The 17,888-nt window shown below is 71.8% G+C and carries 19 protein-coding genes; 13 read left to right on the top strand and 6 right to left on the bottom strand.

Annotated features, from left to right (window positions below; genetic code table 11):
• Position 1 precedes the first annotated feature (1 nt).
• Positions 2 to 556 carry a GNAT family N-acetyltransferase gene (locus RPQ07_RS32170; RefSeq protein WP_313947732.1) on the bottom strand — a complete coding sequence of 185 codons (555 nt, stop codon included), beginning with the start codon at positions 554 to 556 and terminating at the stop codon, positions 2 to 4.
• Between the two features lie 145 nt (positions 557 to 701).
• Between RPQ07_RS32170 and RPQ07_RS32165 the strand changes: the two genes are divergently transcribed.
• The 6 genes from RPQ07_RS32165 (at position 702) to RPQ07_RS32140 (ending at position 5,149) form a co-directional block, all read left to right on the top strand.
• On the top strand, positions 702 to 1,088 hold the full coding sequence (locus tag RPQ07_RS32165) for a VOC family protein (RefSeq protein WP_313947731.1): 387 nt from the start codon (positions 702 to 704) through the stop codon (positions 1,086 to 1,088).
• A 150-nt stretch (positions 1,089 to 1,238) separates the two neighbouring features.
• Positions 1,239 to 1,787, top strand: coding sequence for a DUF5134 domain-containing protein (locus RPQ07_RS32160; protein ID WP_313947730.1), 549 nt, complete (start codon positions 1,239 to 1,241; stop codon positions 1,785 to 1,787).
• A gap of 106 nt (positions 1,788 to 1,893) precedes the next feature.
• Positions 1,894 to 2,835: a M56 family metallopeptidase gene (locus tag RPQ07_RS32155; RefSeq protein WP_313947728.1), complete on the top strand. Its 942-nt coding sequence runs from the start codon at positions 1,894 to 1,896 to the stop codon at positions 2,833 to 2,835.
• Positions 2,836 to 2,863: 28 nt separating this feature from the next.
• The gene (locus RPQ07_RS32150; protein WP_313947727.1) at positions 2,864 to 3,550 is read left to right on the top strand and encodes a phosphatase PAP2 family protein; all 687 of its coding nucleotides are present in this window, start codon (positions 2,864 to 2,866) and stop codon (positions 3,548 to 3,550) included.
• 19 nt (positions 3,551 to 3,569) lie between these two features.
• A complete protein-coding gene (locus tag RPQ07_RS32145; protein ID WP_313947726.1) occupies positions 3,570 to 4,352 on the top strand; it encodes an HAD-IA family hydrolase in 783 nt (260 codons plus the stop codon).
• Positions 4,353 to 4,492: 140 nt separating this feature from the next.
• The gene (locus RPQ07_RS32140; RefSeq protein WP_313947725.1) at positions 4,493 to 5,149 is read left to right on the top strand and encodes a helix-turn-helix domain-containing protein; all 657 of its coding nucleotides are present in this window, start codon (positions 4,493 to 4,495) and stop codon (positions 5,147 to 5,149) included.
• Here the strand turns inward: RPQ07_RS32140 and RPQ07_RS32135 are convergent.
• Entirely contained in the window at positions 5,131 to 6,636 is a 1,506-nt protein-coding gene (locus RPQ07_RS32135; RefSeq protein WP_313947724.1) for a hypothetical protein, read from the bottom strand. The two genes, RPQ07_RS32140 and RPQ07_RS32135, sit on opposite strands and share 19 nt — an antisense overlap.
• A gap of 176 nt (positions 6,637 to 6,812) precedes the next feature.
• Here RPQ07_RS32135 and RPQ07_RS32130 point away from each other — a divergent pair, with 176 nt between their 5' ends.
• Entirely contained in the window at positions 6,813 to 7,478 is a 666-nt protein-coding gene (locus tag RPQ07_RS32130) for a DUF305 domain-containing protein (protein ID WP_313947723.1), read from the top strand.
• Between the two features lie 28 nt (positions 7,479 to 7,506).
• Here the strand turns inward: RPQ07_RS32130 and RPQ07_RS32125 are convergent, their stop codons facing one another.
• Positions 7,507 to 8,037, bottom strand: coding sequence for a DUF6214 family protein (locus RPQ07_RS32125; RefSeq protein ID WP_313947722.1), 531 nt, complete (start codon positions 8,035 to 8,037; stop codon positions 7,507 to 7,509).
• 247 nt (positions 8,038 to 8,284) lie between these two features.
• Here RPQ07_RS32125 and RPQ07_RS32120 point away from each other — a divergent pair, with 247 nt between their 5' ends.
• Positions 8,285 to 9,652: an FAD-dependent oxidoreductase gene (locus RPQ07_RS32120; RefSeq protein WP_313947721.1), complete on the top strand. Its 1,368-nt coding sequence runs from the start codon at positions 8,285 to 8,287 to the stop codon at positions 9,650 to 9,652.
• 2 nt (positions 9,653 to 9,654) lie between these two features.
• Here the strand turns inward: RPQ07_RS32120 and RPQ07_RS32115 are convergent, their stop codons facing one another.
• Positions 9,655 to 10,005 carry a helix-turn-helix transcriptional regulator gene (locus RPQ07_RS32115; protein ID WP_313947720.1) on the bottom strand — a complete coding sequence of 117 codons (351 nt, stop codon included), beginning with the start codon at positions 10,003 to 10,005 and terminating at the stop codon, positions 9,655 to 9,657.
• A 187-nt stretch (positions 10,006 to 10,192) separates the two neighbouring features.
• On the opposite strand from RPQ07_RS32115, the gene RPQ07_RS32110 reads away from it, so the two are divergent.
• From RPQ07_RS32110 to RPQ07_RS32090, 5 genes are all read left to right on the top strand, one after another.
• Positions 10,193 to 11,272 carry an NADH:flavin oxidoreductase/NADH oxidase gene (locus RPQ07_RS32110; protein WP_313947719.1) on the top strand — a complete coding sequence of 360 codons (1,080 nt, stop codon included), beginning with the start codon at positions 10,193 to 10,195 and terminating at the stop codon, positions 11,270 to 11,272.
• A 272-nt stretch (positions 11,273 to 11,544) separates the two neighbouring features.
• Positions 11,545 to 12,630, top strand: a complete 1,086-nt coding sequence (locus RPQ07_RS32105) for an exo-alpha-sialidase (RefSeq protein ID WP_313947718.1) — start codon at positions 11,545 to 11,547, stop codon at positions 12,628 to 12,630.
• Positions 12,631 to 12,665: 35 nt separating this feature from the next.
• The gene (locus RPQ07_RS32100; protein ID WP_313947717.1) at positions 12,666 to 13,343 is read left to right on the top strand and encodes a uracil-DNA glycosylase; all 678 of its coding nucleotides are present in this window, start codon (positions 12,666 to 12,668) and stop codon (positions 13,341 to 13,343) included.
• Positions 13,340 to 14,332, top strand: a complete 993-nt coding sequence (locus RPQ07_RS32095; RefSeq protein WP_313947716.1) for an N-acetylglucosamine kinase — start codon at positions 13,340 to 13,342, stop codon at positions 14,330 to 14,332. Before RPQ07_RS32100 ends, RPQ07_RS32095 begins: the two co-directional genes overlap by 4 nt.
• Before the next feature lie 95 nt (positions 14,333 to 14,427).
• A complete protein-coding gene (locus RPQ07_RS32090; protein WP_313947715.1) occupies positions 14,428 to 15,348 on the top strand; it encodes a hypothetical protein in 921 nt (306 codons plus the stop codon).
• Positions 15,349 to 15,429: 81 nt separating this feature from the next.
• Here RPQ07_RS32090 and RPQ07_RS32085 read toward each other — a convergent pair whose 3' ends face one another.
• A complete protein-coding gene (locus tag RPQ07_RS32085) occupies positions 15,430 to 16,479 on the bottom strand; it encodes a lactonase family protein (protein ID WP_313947714.1) in 1,050 nt (349 codons plus the stop codon).
• 110 nt (positions 16,480 to 16,589) lie between these two features.
• Positions 16,590 to 17,840: a nitric oxide synthase oxygenase gene (locus RPQ07_RS32080; RefSeq protein WP_313947713.1), complete on the bottom strand. Its 1,251-nt coding sequence runs from the start codon at positions 17,838 to 17,840 to the stop codon at positions 16,590 to 16,592.
• Positions 17,841 to 17,888: the final 48 nt, after the last annotated feature.

The following is a 17,888-nucleotide window of genomic DNA, read 5'->3' as shown; positions in this document are numbered from 1 at the left end:
ATCACACCGTCAGATCCTTCACCAGCAGCTCGAAGACCAGGTCCTTGCGCTGCGGGATGCCGAAGCGTTCGTCGCCGTACGGGAAGGGTGTCAGCTCTCCCGTACGGCGGTAGCCGCGCCGCTCGTACCAGGCGATCAGTTCGTTCCGCACCGAGATCACCGTCATGTGCATCTCGCGCACGCCCCACGTCTCGCGTGCGCTGCGTTCCGCCTGGGCGATGACCAGACGTCCCAGCCCCTCGCCCTGGAGCTTCGGGCGGACGGCGAACATGCCGAAGTAGGCGGCCTCGCCGCGGTGTTCGAGCTGGCAGCAGGCGATCAGCTCACCGTCGCGCTCCACGACGAGGAGGCGGCTTCCGGGGGATTCGATGACCTCGCGCACACCCTCGGGGTCGGTGCGCTGGCCGCCGAGGATGTCCGCCTCGGTCGTCCAGCCGGTCCGGCTCGCGTCACCGCGGTAGGCCGACTCGATCAGCCCGACCAGCGCCGGTGTGTCGGCGGCGACGGCATCGCGGTACGTCAGCTCGCCGGAGTCCCGGGGCGGTGCGGTGTCCATGGATCGCTCTCCGTTCTCAACAGCGTGCGCGTGCCACGAGAGTACCTGCGGACACGATCCAGGAAGTGTCCGCACAGTGTCGTCGTCCGCCCGGAGGGCGTCGCGAACCGGACGAGACTTTGCGGACACGATCTAGGGTTCGGGCATGGTGCATGTGCTGAGCAGTCGGATCCTCCTGCGTCCCACCGACCCCGAGCGCTCCCGGCAGTTCTACGGGCAGAAACTCGGACTGGCCGTCCACCGGGAGTTCGGGACCGGTCCGGAACGGGGCACGGTCTACTTCCTCGGTGGCGGGTTCCTCGAGATCTCGGGCCGCTCCGAGCCTCCCGCCGCGAACGGGCCCCGACTGTGGCTCCAGGTCGAGGACGTCGCGGCCGTCCACGCGGAACTGGCGGAGCAGGGTGTCGAGGTGCTGCGGCCGCCCGTGCAGGAGCCGTGGGGGCTGATCGAGATGTGGATCGCGGACCCGGACGGCCATCGGATCGCCGTCGTCGAGGTGCCCGCCGATCATCCGCTGCGTCACCGTCCCTGAGCCGGACGCCGGGGAGCGGGCGGGGCGCGCGGGCACAGAGCGCGGGCCCGGACACCGCTCAGTGCTCCCTGTGCACCCCCGTGCGCTCGCGTACCCCCGGTGGTGGCCGGGCATCGACCTCTCGACATCCGTCGATGGGGGAGGTTCGCCGTGCACGGACCCGCGATGTCCGGCTGGCTGCTCATGGCGCTGTGCGGAGCGACCGGGCTGTACTGCCTGGTGCGGATGCGCGGCACCTCCGGCGAGGCACGCAGGGCGGCCGGCGGCGAGGCGCTGATGGGTTTCGGCATGGCGGCGATGGCGCTGCCGGCGGCCGTGGTCGTGCTGCCGGGGTGGGCCTGGACGGTGTACGCGGCCGTCTTCGGGGCCGCGGCGCTCGCGGCCCTGTGGCCGGCCCGCCGTGGTCTGCATCATCTGCACCACGCGGTCGGTTCGCTCGCGATGGTCTACATGGCGTTGGCGATGGCCCCCGGAGGCGGCGCCCACACCGGTCACGCCCCGGCCGGCGTACCCCTGCTGACCGGCGCGCTGCTGGTGTACTACGCGGCGTACGTCCTGCGCTCGGGGGTGCGGCTGGTGCCCGTCCCGGCTGCCGCGGGCGTCTCGGGGCCCCTCTCCTTCGGCACCCGGCCCGAACTCGCTCCGGCCTGCAGACTGGCGATGGGCCTCGCGATGCTCGCCATGCTGCTCACCCTCTGACGCCCCCTCGACGGCCCGCCGGGAGGCGGGTTGAGAGACCGTGTCGTACATCACTTGGCGCGCAGGGTCATACCCGCAAGTAGTCGCGCGCTCATAGGCTGACGGCATGTTGGTCTCCCTCGTGCTGCTGACGCTCGGCGCACTGGCCGCCGTGGCGGCTCCGCGACTGCTGTCGCGTGCCGACTGGCCGGAGCGCGAGCCGGTGGTGGCCCTGTGGGTGTGGCAGTGCGTGGTGGCGGCGGTGCTGCTGTCGTTCGCGCTGTCGATGACCTTCAGCGCGGCGGCGGCCTGGCAGCTCGTCCGCGGCCATGTCTTCGCACCGGCGCCGCACGGGGTCGTGGAGGCCTATGCCCTCGGGGCGAACGGGCCGTGGTCGGCCGTCCTCGCGGTCGTGCTGGCCTGCGGCGGCCTGTGGACCGCCGCCATGCTCACCCGGGAGATCCTCCGGGCCCGGCTGCGCCGCAGGCAGCGGCGTAGCGAGCTGCTGGTGCGCTCCCCCCTCATGCCGGGCGAGCAGCCGGGCAGTGAGCCGCTGGTGGTCCTGGAGGGGGCACGCCCCGACGCGTGGTGGCTGCCCGGTGCCGCGCCTCAACTGGTCATCACCACCGCGGCGTTGCGACGGCTGAAGGGCCGTCAGCTCGACGCGGTCCTGGCGCACGAGCAGGGTCACGCCCAGGCGCGCCACGACTGGCTGCTGCACTGCTCCTCGGCACTCGCCAACGGGTTCCCGCAGATCCCGGTGTTCGCCGCGTTCCGCGACGAGATGCACCGGCTGGTGGAGCTTGCCGCCGACGATGTCGCCTCGCGCAGGTTCGGGCGGCTCACGATCGCCCTCGCGCTGGTGGAACTGAACGAGGACCGCGGGGTGTTCGGTCCGTGCCCCACGCCGGACGCCCAGCTGCCGCAGCGCGTCAACCGGCTGCTGACGCCCGTTCCGCGGCTCACCGCGGGCCGTCGTCTGCGGCTGACCGCCGCGGCCGCACTGGTGCCGGTGGTCCCGCTGCTGGTGGCCTTCGTCCCCGCACTTCGCGCGCTGGGTCAGCCGTAGATCTCCTTTCACGGGGAAGATCCCTCTCATGCATTCGCCACATCCCGCTCCGACCACTCCCCCGGAGGCCGGACCGCCGGCCGGACCGGTGCGCACCGGATCGCTGCTGGTCGTGCTCTTCGCCGTCCTGCTGTTCCTGGTCACGATCGCCTGGTCACCGCTCATCTCCTTCGACCGCTCCGTCGCCGACGGACTGCACGCGTGGGCCGTCGAGGATCCGGGGCTCGTCCGGGTGAATCGCGTCCTGAGCGACTGGGTGTGGGACCCCTGGACGATGCGTGCGCTGATCGCTGTGGCTGTCGTGTGGCTGTGGTGGCGGAGCGAACGCCTGCTCGCCGTGTGGGTGGCGGCGACGAGCGCGCTCGGCACGCTCCTCCAGCAGGGTCTGAAATCCGCGGTGGGCCGCGAGCGCCCGGAGTGGCCCGATCCGGTCGACTCGGCGCACTTCTCGGCCTTCCCTTCGGGCCACGCGATGACGGCCATGGTCACCTGCGTGACGGTGCTCTGGCTGCTGCGGCGCCACGGGCTGGAGGGGCAGTGGTGGCTGTGGGCCGTGGTCGTGGCCGTGGTCTCCGTGGTGGGGGTGGGCCTGACCCGGCTCTATCTCGGCGTCCACTGGCCCACCGACGTCATCGGCGGCTGGCTGCTCGGGGCGGGCTGGGTGACGTTTTCCGTCGTGGCGTACGAACGGACGGTCTTGTCCCGGCAGCACTGAGCCGGAGAGGATCGTCGTCATGCCGGTCAAGGGTGTGCTGTTCGACTTCTCGGGAACGCTGCTGCGCAGCGAGTCGGTGTCCGACTGGCTCCGGGCGAGCCTGGCCGCATGCGGCGTCGAACTCCCCGAGCCCGGGTTGTCCCGCCTCGCCGACGAGCTGGCGGCGGCCGGCGCCCTGCCGGGCGGTCCGAAGCCGGCCGTGATCCCGCCGCATCTCGTGGAGGTGTGGGCGGCCCGCGACGCGTCCATGGAGCACCACCGCGCCGCGTACACCGGTCTCGCGCGCGGCGTCCACCTGCCGGATCCCCGCCTGTGCGACGCGCTGTACGAACGGCACATGGAGCCCGCGGCCTGGCGCCCCTATCCCGACGCCGCCGAGGTACTGGGCGCACTGCGTGAGCGGGGGCTCGGCATCGCGGTGGTGAGCAACATCGGCTGGGACCTGCGACCGGTCGTGCGGGCCCACGGCCTGGACGCCTTCGTGGACGCGTACACGCTGTCCTACGAGCACGGCGTGCAGAAACCCGACGTACGGCTGTTCCGTGCGGCCTGCGAGGCGCTGGGGCTGCATCCGGCCGACGTACTCATGGTCGGGGACGACCGGCACGCGGACGGGGGCGCCGCGGATCTCGGATGTGCCGTCCACTTCGTGGATCCGCTGCCGGCGGAGGAACGCCCCGCCCCGCGGAAAGTGCTGGATCTCGTGGACCGAGCGGACCGGGCGGACCGGGCGGACCGGTACGAACCGTGCGGACCCCGGGGCCCCGATTCGTCCGCACAACGGCCCGGGGAGAGACACTGAAGGCATGACGAAGCCACCCGAACCGGACGATCCCCCGCGTCGCCCGGTTCGGGCAGCACCCCGCTGACCAGGCCCTGAAGCCCGCACAGCGGAACACGCTGAGTATATTGGCTGAGAGCCAGTCAACGCAGGAGTCCAGCATGTCCCCGCGGAGCGCATCGGTCAATGAAGAGCTTCGTCGGCGTTCCCGCGAGCGGCTCCTCCAGGCGACCGTGGAGCTGGTCGACGAGCGCGGCTACGAGGCCACGACCCTGTCCGACATAGCCGACCGGGCGGGTTCCGCTCGCGGTCTGATCTCGTACTACTTTCCGGGAAAACGGCAGCTTCTGCAGTCGGCCGTGCACCGTTTGATGCATCTCACACTCCGGGAGGCGCTGGAGCGGGAGCCGCGGACCGAGGACGGACGCGAACTGCTGGCGCGGGCGATCGACGCCGTGCTCGGGCTCGCCGTCGACCATCCGGTCCTGATGCGGACCCATATGTCGGGCGTGCTCCAGGCCGAGGGCTTTGTGCAGTGCCCCGAGCAGCAAGAGCTGGCGATGCAGCTGCGGACCACCGTGGAGCGGTACGGCTCCCAGCAGGCCGAGGTGGACTATCCGCTGCTGCGGGCCCTGCTGATGGGCGCGGTCTTCGCGATCCTCCTGCCCGGCGCACCGATGCCGCTCGCGCGTCTGCGGGCTGAGCTCTTCCAGCGCTACGGGCTGGACTGGGAGCTCGGCGTCCCGCCGGGCGGATGTCCGCCCGGCGGGACGACGTACGACACCAGGGAGGTCCTGGGTCAGTCGCGGTCGAAGTAGTCGGGCTGGGTCTGCACGTTGAGCTCGTGCAGCCGCACCCGCTTCGCCGGGTCCGTACGCCTGTCGTTGAGCTTCAGGACGTCGAGACCCTTCGCGATGTCGTTCGAGTAGATGTAACCGTTGTAGTAGTACGCCGACCAGGGACCGGCCGTGGTGACCTGGTCGAGGGTGACGGGACCACGCTCGAAGAAGGCGATCTCCTTGGGCCTGCTCGAGTTGGTGAAGTCCCAGACCGAGATACCGCCCTGGTACCAGGCCTGGACCATGATGTCGCGGCCCTTCACCGGGATGATCGAGCCGTTGTGCGCCACGCAGACCTCGGCGTCCGCCTGGTGCCGGTCGATCTTGAAGTAGCTGCGGAAGACGAGCTTGCGCTTGTCGCCGCGGCCCACGAGGTCGTAGACGCCGTCCGCGCCGCGGTTCGGGCCGATCTCCTCGTTGCAGGTGGCCGCTCCGCCGCCGCCGAGCTCGTCGGTGAAGACGACCTTGTCGGCGTCCTGGTTGAAGGTCGCCGAGTGCCAGAACGCGAAGTTCACGTTGTCCTGGACGCGGTCGATGACCTTCGGGCGCTCCGGGTCCTTGATCGAGAACAGGATGCCGTCACCCATGCAGGCGCCGGCGGCCAGGTCCTTCGAGGGGAGCACGGTGATGTCGTGGCAGCCGGTGGTCTTGGAGACGCCCGGGTTGGTGGGCGAACCGGGGTTGCCTCCGCCGTCCGGACCCTCACCGGGGAAGAGCACCGGGAAGTTCACGATCCGGGCCTGCTGCGGGGCCTTGCGCGGCACCTTGATGACGGAGATGCCGTCGTGCGGCGGCTGGCAGTCCGGGAAGGCCGCGCTCGGCGAGTACGACGAGACGTAGATGTAGACGTCGCGGCGCTCGGGCACCAGCGTGTGCGTGTGCGAGCCGCACGCGGTCTCGACAGCGGCGATGTACTTCGGGTTGCGCTTGTCGCTGATGTCGAAGATCTTCATGCCCTCCCACGACGACTTCTCGGTCGCGGGCTGCGTCGTGCTGTTGCACGAGTTGTCGCTGCGCGAGGAGTCGGTGGAGAGGAACAGCAGGTCCCCGGAGACCGAGATGTCGTTCTGGCTGCCGGGACACAGCACCTGGGCGACCGTCTTCGGCGCCTTCGGGTTGCTGATGTCGAAGATCCGGAAGCCGTCGTAGTTGCCCGAGTAGGCGTACTTGCCCTGGAAGGCGATGTCCGTATTGGTGCCCTTGAGCGCGTCCTTGGGGACGTTGGCGAGGTGCTCGATGTTGTCGCTGTGGACGATCTCGTCCACGCCGGGTATCTCACCACTCGCGATGGCGGAGCGGTCCTGCGCCGCCTGGCCCGAGGAGATCTCCTTCTGGGCGGCCTTGTCCCCGGGGTCTGGTGTGGCGGCCGCGGGTCCGGCCGTCAGCAGCGTGGCGAGGAGCCCGGCCGCGGCTGCCGCCACGCCCAGACGTCTGCGCCGCACTCGGGTGGTGTGCAACAGGGTCACTGCGTCCTCCCTTGTATCCGTTCCTAGTTGAACGGTTCACGGACCACCGCAGTATCTTCCCTTGCATGGACATCTCAACAGATGGCAACAGAGACGTAATGAAAGTTTCTGATCAACAGGGTTCCGAAGCGTGCTAGGACGGTCATAGAACACCCCAAGTGCCTCAGGAGGTCTCCGTGTTGAACCGCCGCCCGGCCTCACGCTCCCGCAGACCGGTGGTCGCGGTGGCCGTGGCCGCCGCCGTACTCGCCCTGGGCGCCTGCGAGTCGGACAGCGACGCTCCGGCCAAGGCCAAGGGGGACAGCGGTCCCTCGGTGGTCGCGCCGGGGAAGCCGGGTGAACCGGCGAAGACGCTCTCCCCCGAGGAGGCCAGGAAGGCCGCCCCGGACGACTCGCCGAACTCCGCCGACTTCTCCTACGCCCACATGATGATCACGCACCACGGCCAGGCGGTGACGATGACCGCGCTGGTACCGACCCGGGCGGAATCGACGCAGGTCAAGCGGTTGGCGGAGCGCATTTCGGCGTCCCAGAAGCCCGAGATCGCAGCGATGCAGGGCTGGCTGAAAGTCAACGGCGGGAAGAAGGGCGACAGCGGACACGACCACGGCGCCGCCCCGATGCCGGGCATGGCGACCGCCGCGCAGCTGACCCAGTTGCGGGCAGCGAAGGGCAAGGCGTTCGACGAACTCTTCCTGAAGCTGATGATGACGCACCATCAGGGAGCCATCACGATGGCCACGGAGGCCCTGACGGAGGGCAACAACGTGCTGATCGAGGAGATGGCGACGGACGTGATCTCGCAGCAGACGAGCGAGATCGGCCGGATGCGGAAGATGTGACGCCGGCCGGCGCCTCCGCCGCGATGCGTCAGCGGCGGTTGTGGCGCGGCGGCAGATGCCCTTCGTCGCGGGCGCCGGCGATGAGCCGGAGGGCCTTGCGGCGGCCGTGGCCGGTCGCGCCCATCACGGCGAGCACGGGGTCGCGGCCGTCCCGCTGGGCGCCCCGGTAGACCTCGGCGGCCAGCCGGCGGCCCGCCGCGCCCCGCGGCGGAGCGGTACGCGCCCGGCGACGGGACGGCGGTGGCGCGTTCTCCCGGCCCATGCCATCGGTGGCGCCGGGTGCGCCGGGCATGGTCACCGCGCGCGGCGGCTGGCCTGCGGCCGTACGGCAGGCGTCCTCGAGAGGGTCCTCGATCCGGTCGGCGAGCACGGTGAAGGTCCGCAGCGGCAGCGGCGGGTCGGCGTGCATGTCCTCGATGGCGATCCGCCCCTGGTCGACGACGGCCAGCACGTCGATGCGCGCTCCGTCGGCGAACGTCAGCCGGACGTTGAACCAGGGCTGCGTGAGCTCGCGCGCGGGGAGGGATTCGACGGTGGTGACGGTGCCGTGGCCCTCCATCTCCCAGACCGGTGGAAAGGGCAGGACCTGAAGCAGGTCATACTGATCATTAGCGTTAAGAAACGTAGTTTCTTGCACAATTAGCACGTAACCAGTCAATTCCGGTCGATCTGCGACGGCACGCACGTCGGGCCGGCGCAGAGCACCCCGTTGGGGGCCCCGTCCACCGAACGGCCGCCGAGTCACACCTCCCCAGCGCGGTACCCCGGTGCGATGCTGGAGTTTCCCTGCGGGAAGGAGCGCAGCTGTGCTTCGCGTCGCCGTTGTGGGATCGGGACCCAGCGGGGTCTACGCCGCTCAGGATCTCGTCCAGCAGAGCCAGGTTCCGGATGTGCGGGTGCATGTCCTGGACCGGCTTCCCTGCCCCTACGGACTCGTGCGTTACGGGGTCGCGCCCGACCACGAGAAGATCAAGTCCCTGCAGAACAACCTCCGCGGTGTGCTGGAACAGGAGCGGATCGACTTCGTCGGGAACATCGAGGTGGGAGCGCACGGGCTGACTCCCGGGCGGCTGCTGGAGCTCTATCACGCGGTCGTGTACTGCGTGGGAGCCGCCCGGGACCGCAGACTCGACATTCCAGGCGAGGATCTGCCCGGCAGCTACTCGGCCACCGACTTCGTCTCCTGGTACAGCGCGCACCCCGACGCCGCGCGCAACAGCTTCGCGCTCGGCGCCCGCTCGGCCGTCGTGATCGGCGTCGGCAACGTCGCCGTCGACGTGGCCCGCATCCTGGCGCGCGGAGCCGACGAACTGCGGCCCACCGACGTGCCGGAGGACGCACTCGGCGCACTGGCGCTCAGCCGGGTGCGCGATGTTCACATGGTCGGCAGACGCGGTCCCTCCCAGGCCAAGTTCACCACCAAGGAACTGCGCGAACTCGCCTCGCTGCCCTCGGCGGAGGTCGTCGTCGAACCGGCCGACCTCGCACTGGACCCCGTGTACGCGGACACCTCGGGCACCCTCGCGGCCGCACTGCCCGCGGTCGGCCGCCGCAACGTCGATGTCGTGCGCGGCTGGGCGGCCCAGCCTCCGCGCGGCCTGGACCGCCGGATCCATCTGCGGTTCTTCCTGCGCCCGGTGGAGTTCGTCGAGCAGGACGGCCACGTCGCGGCCGTACGGTTCGAGCGGACCGTACCGGACGCCGGAGGGTCGGTGCGGGGCACCGGGACGTACGAGGAGATCGAGGCACAGCTGGTGCTGCGGGCGGTCGGCTACCGGGGCGTGCCGCTGCCCGGCCTGCCGTTCGACGCGGCGCTCGGGACCGTGCCGCACACGGCCGGGCGGGTCCTGCGGGACGGGGTCCCGTCGCCCGGGGAGTACGTGGCGGGCTGGATCAAGCGCGGACCGACCGGAGTGATCGGCACCAACCGGCCGTGCGCCAAGGAGACGGTGGCCTCGCTGCTGGAGGACGGTGCCGCACTGGCACTGCGCTCCGTGGCGGCCGATCCGGTGGCGGAACTGCGGGCGGCGGGCCACCACCCGGTCGAGTGGACGGGCTGGCAGGCGATCGAGGCTGCCGAGGCCGCGCTCGGCCGGACGCTCGGCCGACGGTCCGTCAAGATCCCCGACTGGGACGGGCTTCTGGGCGCCGCGACCGGCGACACAGCGCGCTGAGGCTATGCCTCGCCGAGGCGGTCCGCCTGCCGGGCCGCCGCGGCGAGGACGCTGTCGAGCAGCCCGGGGAACAGGGCGTCGAGGTCGTCACGGCGCAGTCCGTTCAGCTTCGCCGTGCCCTGGTACATCTGCCGGATCACACCGCTCTCCCGGAGCACGCGGAAGTGGTGGGTGGTCGTCGACTTGGTGACGGGCAGGTCGAAATGGGAGCAGGAGAGCGCCTCGCCGGTGGCCGCGAGCTCCCTCAGCACGAGCAGCCGCATCGGGTCGGAGAACGCATGGAGCACGCCTTCCAGCCGGATCTCGTCACGCGTGGGGTGAGCGAGCTCGCGGGGGCTTGTCGCGGTGGTCACGGCTGCTCCACTTCGTCCGGGGCTCTCATTGTACGAGAACCCTCGTAGTTTGACACTCGCCGTACTACGATGCGTATCGTACGAGTCGCGGGACCAGCACGGCCGAGCGCCCGTGCCCGGTCGCACCCGTACCCGGTCCTCGCCCTGCCACCCGCCGTACACCGGCCCCGCCCGAATGGAGTCCGTCGTGAGCGCGCTGTTCCAGCCTTACACCCTGCGATCGCTGACCATCCCCAACCGCGCCTGGATGGCGCCGATGTGCCAGTACTCGGCAGAGGCGAGCGGACCGGACGCCGGCGCCCCGACCGACTGGCACTTCGCGCACTACGCGGCCCGTGCCACGGGCGGCACCGGCCTGATCCTCGTCGAGGCCACGGCGGTCGCCCCCGAGGGGCGGATCAGCCCCGCGGACGTCGGGATCTGGAACGACACCCAGGTCGAGTCCTTCCGCCGGATCACCCGTTTCGTGAAGAGCCAGGGCACCACCATCGGCATCCAGCTGGCGCACGCCGGGCGCAAGGCATCGACGGACCGCCCCTGGAAGGGCGGCGGGCCGGTGGGCGCGGGCGACCACGGCTGGCAGCCCCTCGCGCCCAGCCCGCTCCCCTTCGACGAGGGCCACCCGGTCCCCGACGAGCTGACGACGGCGGAGATCGAGGAGATCGTCGGACAGTTCGCCGCCGCGGCCCGCCGAGCGCTGGACGCCGGCTTCGAGATCGCCGAGATCCACGGCGCACACGGCTATCTGATCGGCGAATTCCTCTCGCCGCACACCAACCACCGCACGGACGAGTACGGCGGCTCCTTCGAGAACCGCGCCCGGTTCCCGCTCGCTGTCGTCGACGCGGTACGGGCCGTGTGGCCCGACGAACTGCCGCTCTTCTTCCGCATCTCCGCCACCGACTGGCTGGACGAAGGCGGCTGGACGGCCGACGACACCGTCCGCTTCGCGGCGCTGCTCAAGGACCACGGCATCGACCTGCTGGACGTCTCCTCCGGCGGCAACGCCCCGCGCGTGACCATCCCGACCGGCCCCGGCTACCAGGTGCCGTTCGCCGCACGGGTGCGGGCCGAGACCGGACTCCCGGTTGCCGCCGTCGGCATGATCACCGACGCCGAACAGGCGGAGAAGATCATCGCGAACGGGGAGGCGGACGCCGTCCTGCTCGGCCGTGAACTGCTGCGCAACCCGTCCTGGGCCCGGCATGCCGCGCGCGAGCTCAGCGGAGAGATCCGTGTCCCGGAGCAGTATCTCCGCTCCGTCTGAACCGGCGGTACGACCAACAGCGAACACGAAGGAGCGGCGCCCCGACCAGGGTGCCGCTCCTTCGTCATGTCCCACGCCTCCGTCGTGTCCCGCGCCTCCGTCGTGTCCGCACGCCTTCCGTGCCGTGGCCGCGCACCGATGAGTTTCACCTTCCGGAACGGTCTGCTCTCCATGACGTCCGCCCGGGCCGACCGCGACCTACGGGCCACTGTCGGTGGCCGGGTGCAGACTGGCCCTTATCCGCGACAACGGCGTCCTGGAGGCACACGACCATGTCCGACGTACTGCTCACCGTAGGTACCCGCAAAGGACTCTTCATCGGCCGCAGAAGCGGCGGCTCATGGGACTTCGACGGCCCGCACTTCAACGCGCAGGCCGTGTACTCGATCGGCATCGACACCCGCAGAGCCGTGCCCCGGCTGCTCGTCGGCGGCGACAGCGCGCACTGGGGACCGTCGGTCTTCCACTCCGACGACCTCGGGAAGACCTGGGTGGAGCCCGCCAAGCCGGCGGTGAAGTTCCCCAAGGACACCGGGGCCTCGCTGGAGCGGGTCTGGCAGCTGCATCCCGCGGGCCCCGAAACCCCGGACGTGGTCTACGCGGGCACCGAGCCGGCCGCGCTGTTCCGCTCGGAGGACGGCGGCGAGACGTTCGACCTCGTACGGCCGCTGTGGGAGCACCCGACCCGTTCGCAGTGGGTCCCGGGCGGCGGCGGTGAGGCCGTGCACACCGTGGTGACGGACCGGCGCGACCCGCAGTCGGTGATGGTCGCCGTGTCGACCGCGGGCGTGTTCCGCTCCCGGGACGGCGGCGAGAGCTGGGCGCCGTCCAACAAGGGGGTGTCCGCGGTCTTCCTGCCGGACCCCGACCCGGAGTTCGGCCAGTGCGTCCACAAGATCGCCCAGGACGCCGGGGATCTGGACCGGCTGTATCTCCAGAACCACTGGGGTGTCTTCCGCAGCGACGACGCCGGCGCGAAGTGGACGGACATCGGAGCGGGCCTGCCCTCGGACTTCGGCTTCGCCGTGGCCGCGCACCCGCACCGCCGCGACACCGCCTATGTCTTCCCGATCACCGCGGACGCCGACCGGGTGCCCGCCGGCCGCCGGTGCCGGGTGTACCGCACCACCGACGCGGGCGGCAGCTGGGAGGCGCTGTCCGCCGGACTGCCCGAGGGTGATCACTACGGCACGGTCCTCCGGGACGCCCTGTGCACCGACGACGCCGATCCCGCCGGGATCTACTTCGGCAACCGCAACGGCGAGGTGTACGCCAGCGCGGACGACGGAGACAGCTGGCAGCAGCTGGCCTCGCATCTGCCTGACGTGCTCTGCGTACGGGCTGCGGCCATGGGTTGAGGGTCAAGGTCACTCCACCAGTAGAGTGACGCCCCGTGGCAGCACGACCGTTGAAGGACATTGTGGAGCCGGGATGGGCCGACGCCCTCGAACCGGTGGCCGAACGCATCGCCGCGATGGGCGACTTCCTGCGCGCGGAGATCGCCGCCGGACGCACCTATCTGCCGGCCGGACCGAATGTGCTGCGCGCTTTCCAGCAGCCGTTCGAGGACGTCCGGGTGCTGATCGTCGGTCAGGACCCGTATCCGACACCCGGGCACGCGGTGGGGCTGAGCTTCTCCGTCGCGCCCGAGGTGCGGCCGGTGCCGGGCAGTCTGGACAACATCTTCCGGGAGATGCACGCGGACCTCGGGCATCCCCGGCCCTCCAACGGCGATCTGACGCCCTGGGCCCGCCAGGGTGTGCTGCTGCTGAACAGGGCGCTGACCACCGCACCCCGCAAGACGGCGGCCCACCGCGGCAAGGGCTGGGAAGAGGTGACCGAACAGGCGATCCGTGCGCTCGTGGCGCGTGGCAAGCCACTGGTCTCCGTGCTCTGGGGGCGTGACGCCCGCAATCTGCGCCCGCTGCTCGGTGATCTTCCGGCGATCGAGTCCGCGCACCCCTCCCCCATGTCGGCGGACCGGGGCTTCTTCGGCTCGCGCCCGTTCAGCCGGGCCAACGACCTCCTGCGACGCCAGGGCGCCGAGCCCGTCGACTGGCAGCTTCCGTGACCGCGAGCCGGGTCCTCGGTGTGGACTCCGGCGGTTCCGGGCTGCGCGTGGCCCTCGCCGATGTCTCGGCGCCCCGGCGTGCCGAGACGCTCGCCTCACGGGAACCGGTACGTACCGGCGGCTCGGGCATCGACGCCGGGCACCTGCTGGAGCAGGTGCTGCCGATGGCGCGTGCCCTGCTGGACCGGGCCGGCGGCGGCGAGGTGTCCGCGGTCGCGATCGGTGCCGCCGGGATGGGGACCCTCGGCGGGCAATTGCGCGCGGAGCTTCCGGCCGCGCTGGGCGAGACGCTGGGTGTCGATCGCCTCGCGCTCGCCGCGGACGCCGTCACGGCCTATGCGGGGGCGCTGGGGCAGCGTCCCGGCGCGGTGGTCGCCGCGGGCACCGGTCTGATCGCGCTGGGCACCGATCTGTCGGCCTGGCAGCGCGCCGACGGCTGGGGTCATCTGCTCGGGGACAGCGGCGGCGGAGCCTGGATCGGACGCGCCGGGCTGGACGCGGCGCTGCGGGCGCACGACGGGAGGCGCGGCGGTTCCGTCGCTCTGCTCGCCGCCATGGAGTCGGCGTTCGGTCCGGCGCAGGAACTGCCGGCCCAGCTGTACCCGCGTACCGACCGGCCCGCCGTGCTGGCTTCCTTCGCGCCGGAGGTGGGGCGCTGCGCCGCGGGCGGCGACGCTGTGGCGGCGGACATCCTCGCCCGTGCCGCCGGGCACATCGCGGAGTCGGCGTCGGCCGTGTGCCCGCCGGCCGGCGTAGGGGCCGAGGCGCCTCAAGTGGCGCTGACGGGCGGTCTGTTGAAGATGGGCGACCCCCTGCTCGTACCGCTGAGGGCCGAGCTCGCCTCCCAACTGCCGTCCGCCGGGCAGGTCGCCGCGGCCGGGGATCCGCTCGACGGGGCGCTCCTCATCGCCGCCGCGCTGGCACAGGACGCGCTGCGGCTGCCCCGCCATCCGACGCTGCTGTACGTCCCGGCAGAGCAGGGCAGATGAGACACCGCGAACTCATCGGATAAATACGGACAGACGACGCGGGACCGCCCCCTCCCCGAACAGCCGCACCCACAAAACCAGTAGCATGCGGCGCCATGAGCTCCCCCACTGGGCCGGCATCCGGCCTGCCTGTACGAAGCCCGCGACCGCGTCAGTCCGGACGGCACCGCCGCCCGGAACCCGTGGCCGCTCCCGAGGGCGCGCCCGCGCTTGTGCTCGCCGTGCCCGGCGCTCCCGGGCCCTCCACCCGGAGCCTGGCCGAAGAGGTCATAAGCATCGCCCGGTCCGAGCTTCCCGGCCTCGAGGCCGGCATCGGCTACCTCGACGGCGACGACTCCGAGTACCCCACCCTCGCGACCGTGCTCGCCCACACCGCCGCGCGCCGGACCGAGCGGTACGAGATCGCCAGAGCGGCCGGCCGTGAAGTGGCGGAGCCCGAGGGCCCCGCCGCCGTCGTGGTGCCGCTGCTCGCGGGGCCGGACAACGTCCTGATGCGGCGCATCCGCCAGGCCGTCATGGACAGCCGCGCCGCCGCCGAGCTGACGGACGTCCTCGGCCCGCACCCGCTGCTCGCCGAGGCGATGCACGTGCGGCTCTCCGAGGCGGGGCTCGCCCGCGCCGACCGCGCACGGCTGTTCACCGTCGCCACGGCCGCCGACGGCATCATCCTGGCCACGGTGGGCGGTGACGAGGCCGTCCAGGCCGCCGGCATCACCGGCATGCTGCTCGCCGCACGGCTCGCGGTGCCGGTCATGGCCGCGGCCCTCGACCAGGAGGGCGCCGTCGCCGCGATCGGTGACCAGCTGCGCGGTTCCGGTTCGACGCAGCTGGCCTTGGCGCCGTACCTCGTCGGCCCCGAGCTGCCCGAGGGTCTGCTCGACGCCGCCGTGAAGGAGGCCGGCTGCGCTGCGTCCGAGCCGCTGGGCGCCTACCCGGCGATCGGCAAGCTGGTGCTGTCCCAGTACGCGGCCGCGCTGGGCATCAGCCCGCAGCCGCAGGGCTCGCCCGCTCACTGACGGACACCGCACGACGCGTCGGGCCCGCACCGTCAGCTCGGTGCGGGCCCTTCCCGCGGGCCGGGGAGCCCCGGGGGTGCGTCAGGCGAAGACCACGCAGGAGGCCGCGGGGGCGTCCAGGGAGCCCGCCCGGTGCGGCACTCCGGTGTCGGGGTCGATGTCGAACCAGGTGACGTTGCCGGAGCGCTCGTTGGCCGCGTAGAGCCTGCGGCCGGTCGGGTCCAGGACCAGGTCGCGCGGCCAGTGGCCGCCGCACGGGACGGTCGTGATCAGCTCCGGCCGTTCACCGCTCTCGTCGAGCGCGAGGACGGCGATGCTGTCGTGTCCGCGGTTCGCGGCCCACAGATGGCGGCCGTCGTGCGAGACCACCACCTCGGAGGGGTAGACGGGCCCGTCCGCGCCGTCGGGCAGCACGGGCGTCTCACCGACCGGTTCGAGCACGCCCGTGTCCGCGTCCCAGCGGCAGACGGTGAGGGTCGGTTCGAGCTCGTTCAGCACATAGGCGTGTGTGCCGGCGGGGTGGAACGCCAGATGGCGGGGCCCGGTGCCGGGGCGCAGCGCCGTTTCGCGGTGCTGCGTCAGTTCGCCGGCCTCGGGGTCGAGCGCGAAGACGCGTACGGCGTCGGTCCCGAGGTCGACTCCGAGGACCCAGCGTCCGCTGGGGTCGGGCAGCACCTGGTGGGCGTGCGGACCGCGCTGCCGGTCCGGGTGCGGGCCTGCACCCTCGTGCTGGAGCACACCGCTGGCAGCGTCCGGCTCACCGCCGGTCTTGACGGGGAGCACGCTCACGCTGCCGGAGCCGTAGTTGGCCGTGAGCAGATGGCCGTCGCTGTAGGTGAGATGGGTCGGCCCGGCGCCGCAGACGGGCACGCGGCCGCCGATCGGCCTGGGAGCCGAACCCTGCACGTCGAAGGCCGCCACGGCCCCCTCAGAGGTCTCGGAGACGGCATAGAGGACCGGCCCGCCGGGGGCGGTCGCCAGCGTGAGGTACGAGGGATCCGCGAGAGCGTCGCTGGCTCCCGTCTCGGTCAGGGCTCCGGTCGTCCCGTCCACGGCGGCGGCGATGATCCCCCGGCCGCCGGCGGAGGTGAAGGACCCTATGAATGCCCGTCCGGTGTTCGTGTTGCCCACGCCGTTCCCTCCCACTGTTCCCACGGATCTCTCGTGCCCCGCCGATCGCTCCTGCCCCGCTGATCGTTGGTGGCCCGGCCGACGGTAGCAGCGGTCTAGACCAAGTGTCGTCACCCGTTCCAGACCCCGGCCGCACGAGCGCGGGCCTCCGGGTGATGGACGTAGGCGGGTCTCCACTCGGTCGGGTCGTAGGTGCGGTGGAACACGGGGGTCGCCGAGCCCGACATCGGCGGCACGATCCACGACCAGTCGGCGCCGACCCCGCGCCCCCGGCTCTCCTCCCGGTCGATGTGGGTGAGGAAGCGGCGCGACTCGGTGTGATGGTCGGTGACGGTCACCCCGGCGCGGTCGAAGGAGTGCAGGACGGCCCGGTTCAGCTCCACGAGCGCGCGGTCCTTCCAGAGCGAGCGGTCCGTGGTGGTGTCGAGCCCCAGCAGTTCGGCGACGCGCGGCAGCAGGTCGTAGCGGTCGGTGTCGGCGAGATTGCGCGCGCCTATCTCGGTGCCCATGTACCAGCCGTTGAACGGCGCCGCCGGGTAGCAGACCCCGCCGATCTCCAGGCACATGTTGGCGATCGCCGGGACGGCGTGCCAGCGCAGACGGAGGTCGGCGCACCAGTCGTCCTCGGGGTGTCTCAGCTCGACCTCCAGCACCGCGTCCGGCGGCAGGTCGAACAGGCGGGGCTTGCGGTCGGCGTCCTCGACGACCAGGGGCAGGACGTCGAAGGGCGTACCGGGCCCGCCCGGCCAGCCGAGGCGCAGGGCGAGTTCGGTGAGACCCGCGTTGCGCGGATCGCCGACGACGGCTCCCCCGCCGGTGCGGTAGCCCGCGTACCGCACGAGCTGTTCGTTCCAGATCCGCGGGCCGGGCCGGTCGGGGGTGTCCGGGGCGAACACGGTGATCAGGGGCCTGATGTGGCCGCCGTTGGTCGCCTCCCGCAGATGGAGGGCCGCCTCGCGGGCGACTGATTCGGCGTCCTCGACCTGGCGGCGGTCGCGGACACGCAGGGAGCGCCAGTAGAGGCGGCCGATGCAACGGTTGCTGTTGCGCCAGGCGACCCGGGCGCCGTAGGCGAGTTCGTCGGCGGTGTGCCGATAGGTGCCGGTAGCGTCGATCTCCGCGCGTACGGCGGCGATCCGGGCCGCCGGGTCCACTCCCGGGCGCTCCTCGCGGTGATGGAGCCGGACGAAGTCCTCGGCCTCCTCGACCACTGCGCCCGCCGCGTGGGGCGTGACGGCGATCGGCCGGCCGGAGCCGGTGACGGGGCAGCGGCTCTCCGTCACCGGCTCCGGCCTGCCGGGGGCGTGCGCCTCTTCCGGGACGAGGGCCCTCCGCAGCGATCTGAGCAGTGACTTCCGCATGGTGCGTACCCCCGGGGCCCTGGAAGGACGTACGTGGATGCCGCACTG

It is taken from the genome of Streptomyces sp. AM8-1-1, assembly GCF_032229325.1.
GTDB lineage: Bacteria > Actinomycetota > Actinomycetes > Streptomycetales > Streptomycetaceae > Streptomyces > Streptomyces achmelvichensis.
The sequence above is the reverse complement of the archived record's forward strand: the minus strand, read 5'-3'. Positions and strand labels throughout refer to the sequence as shown.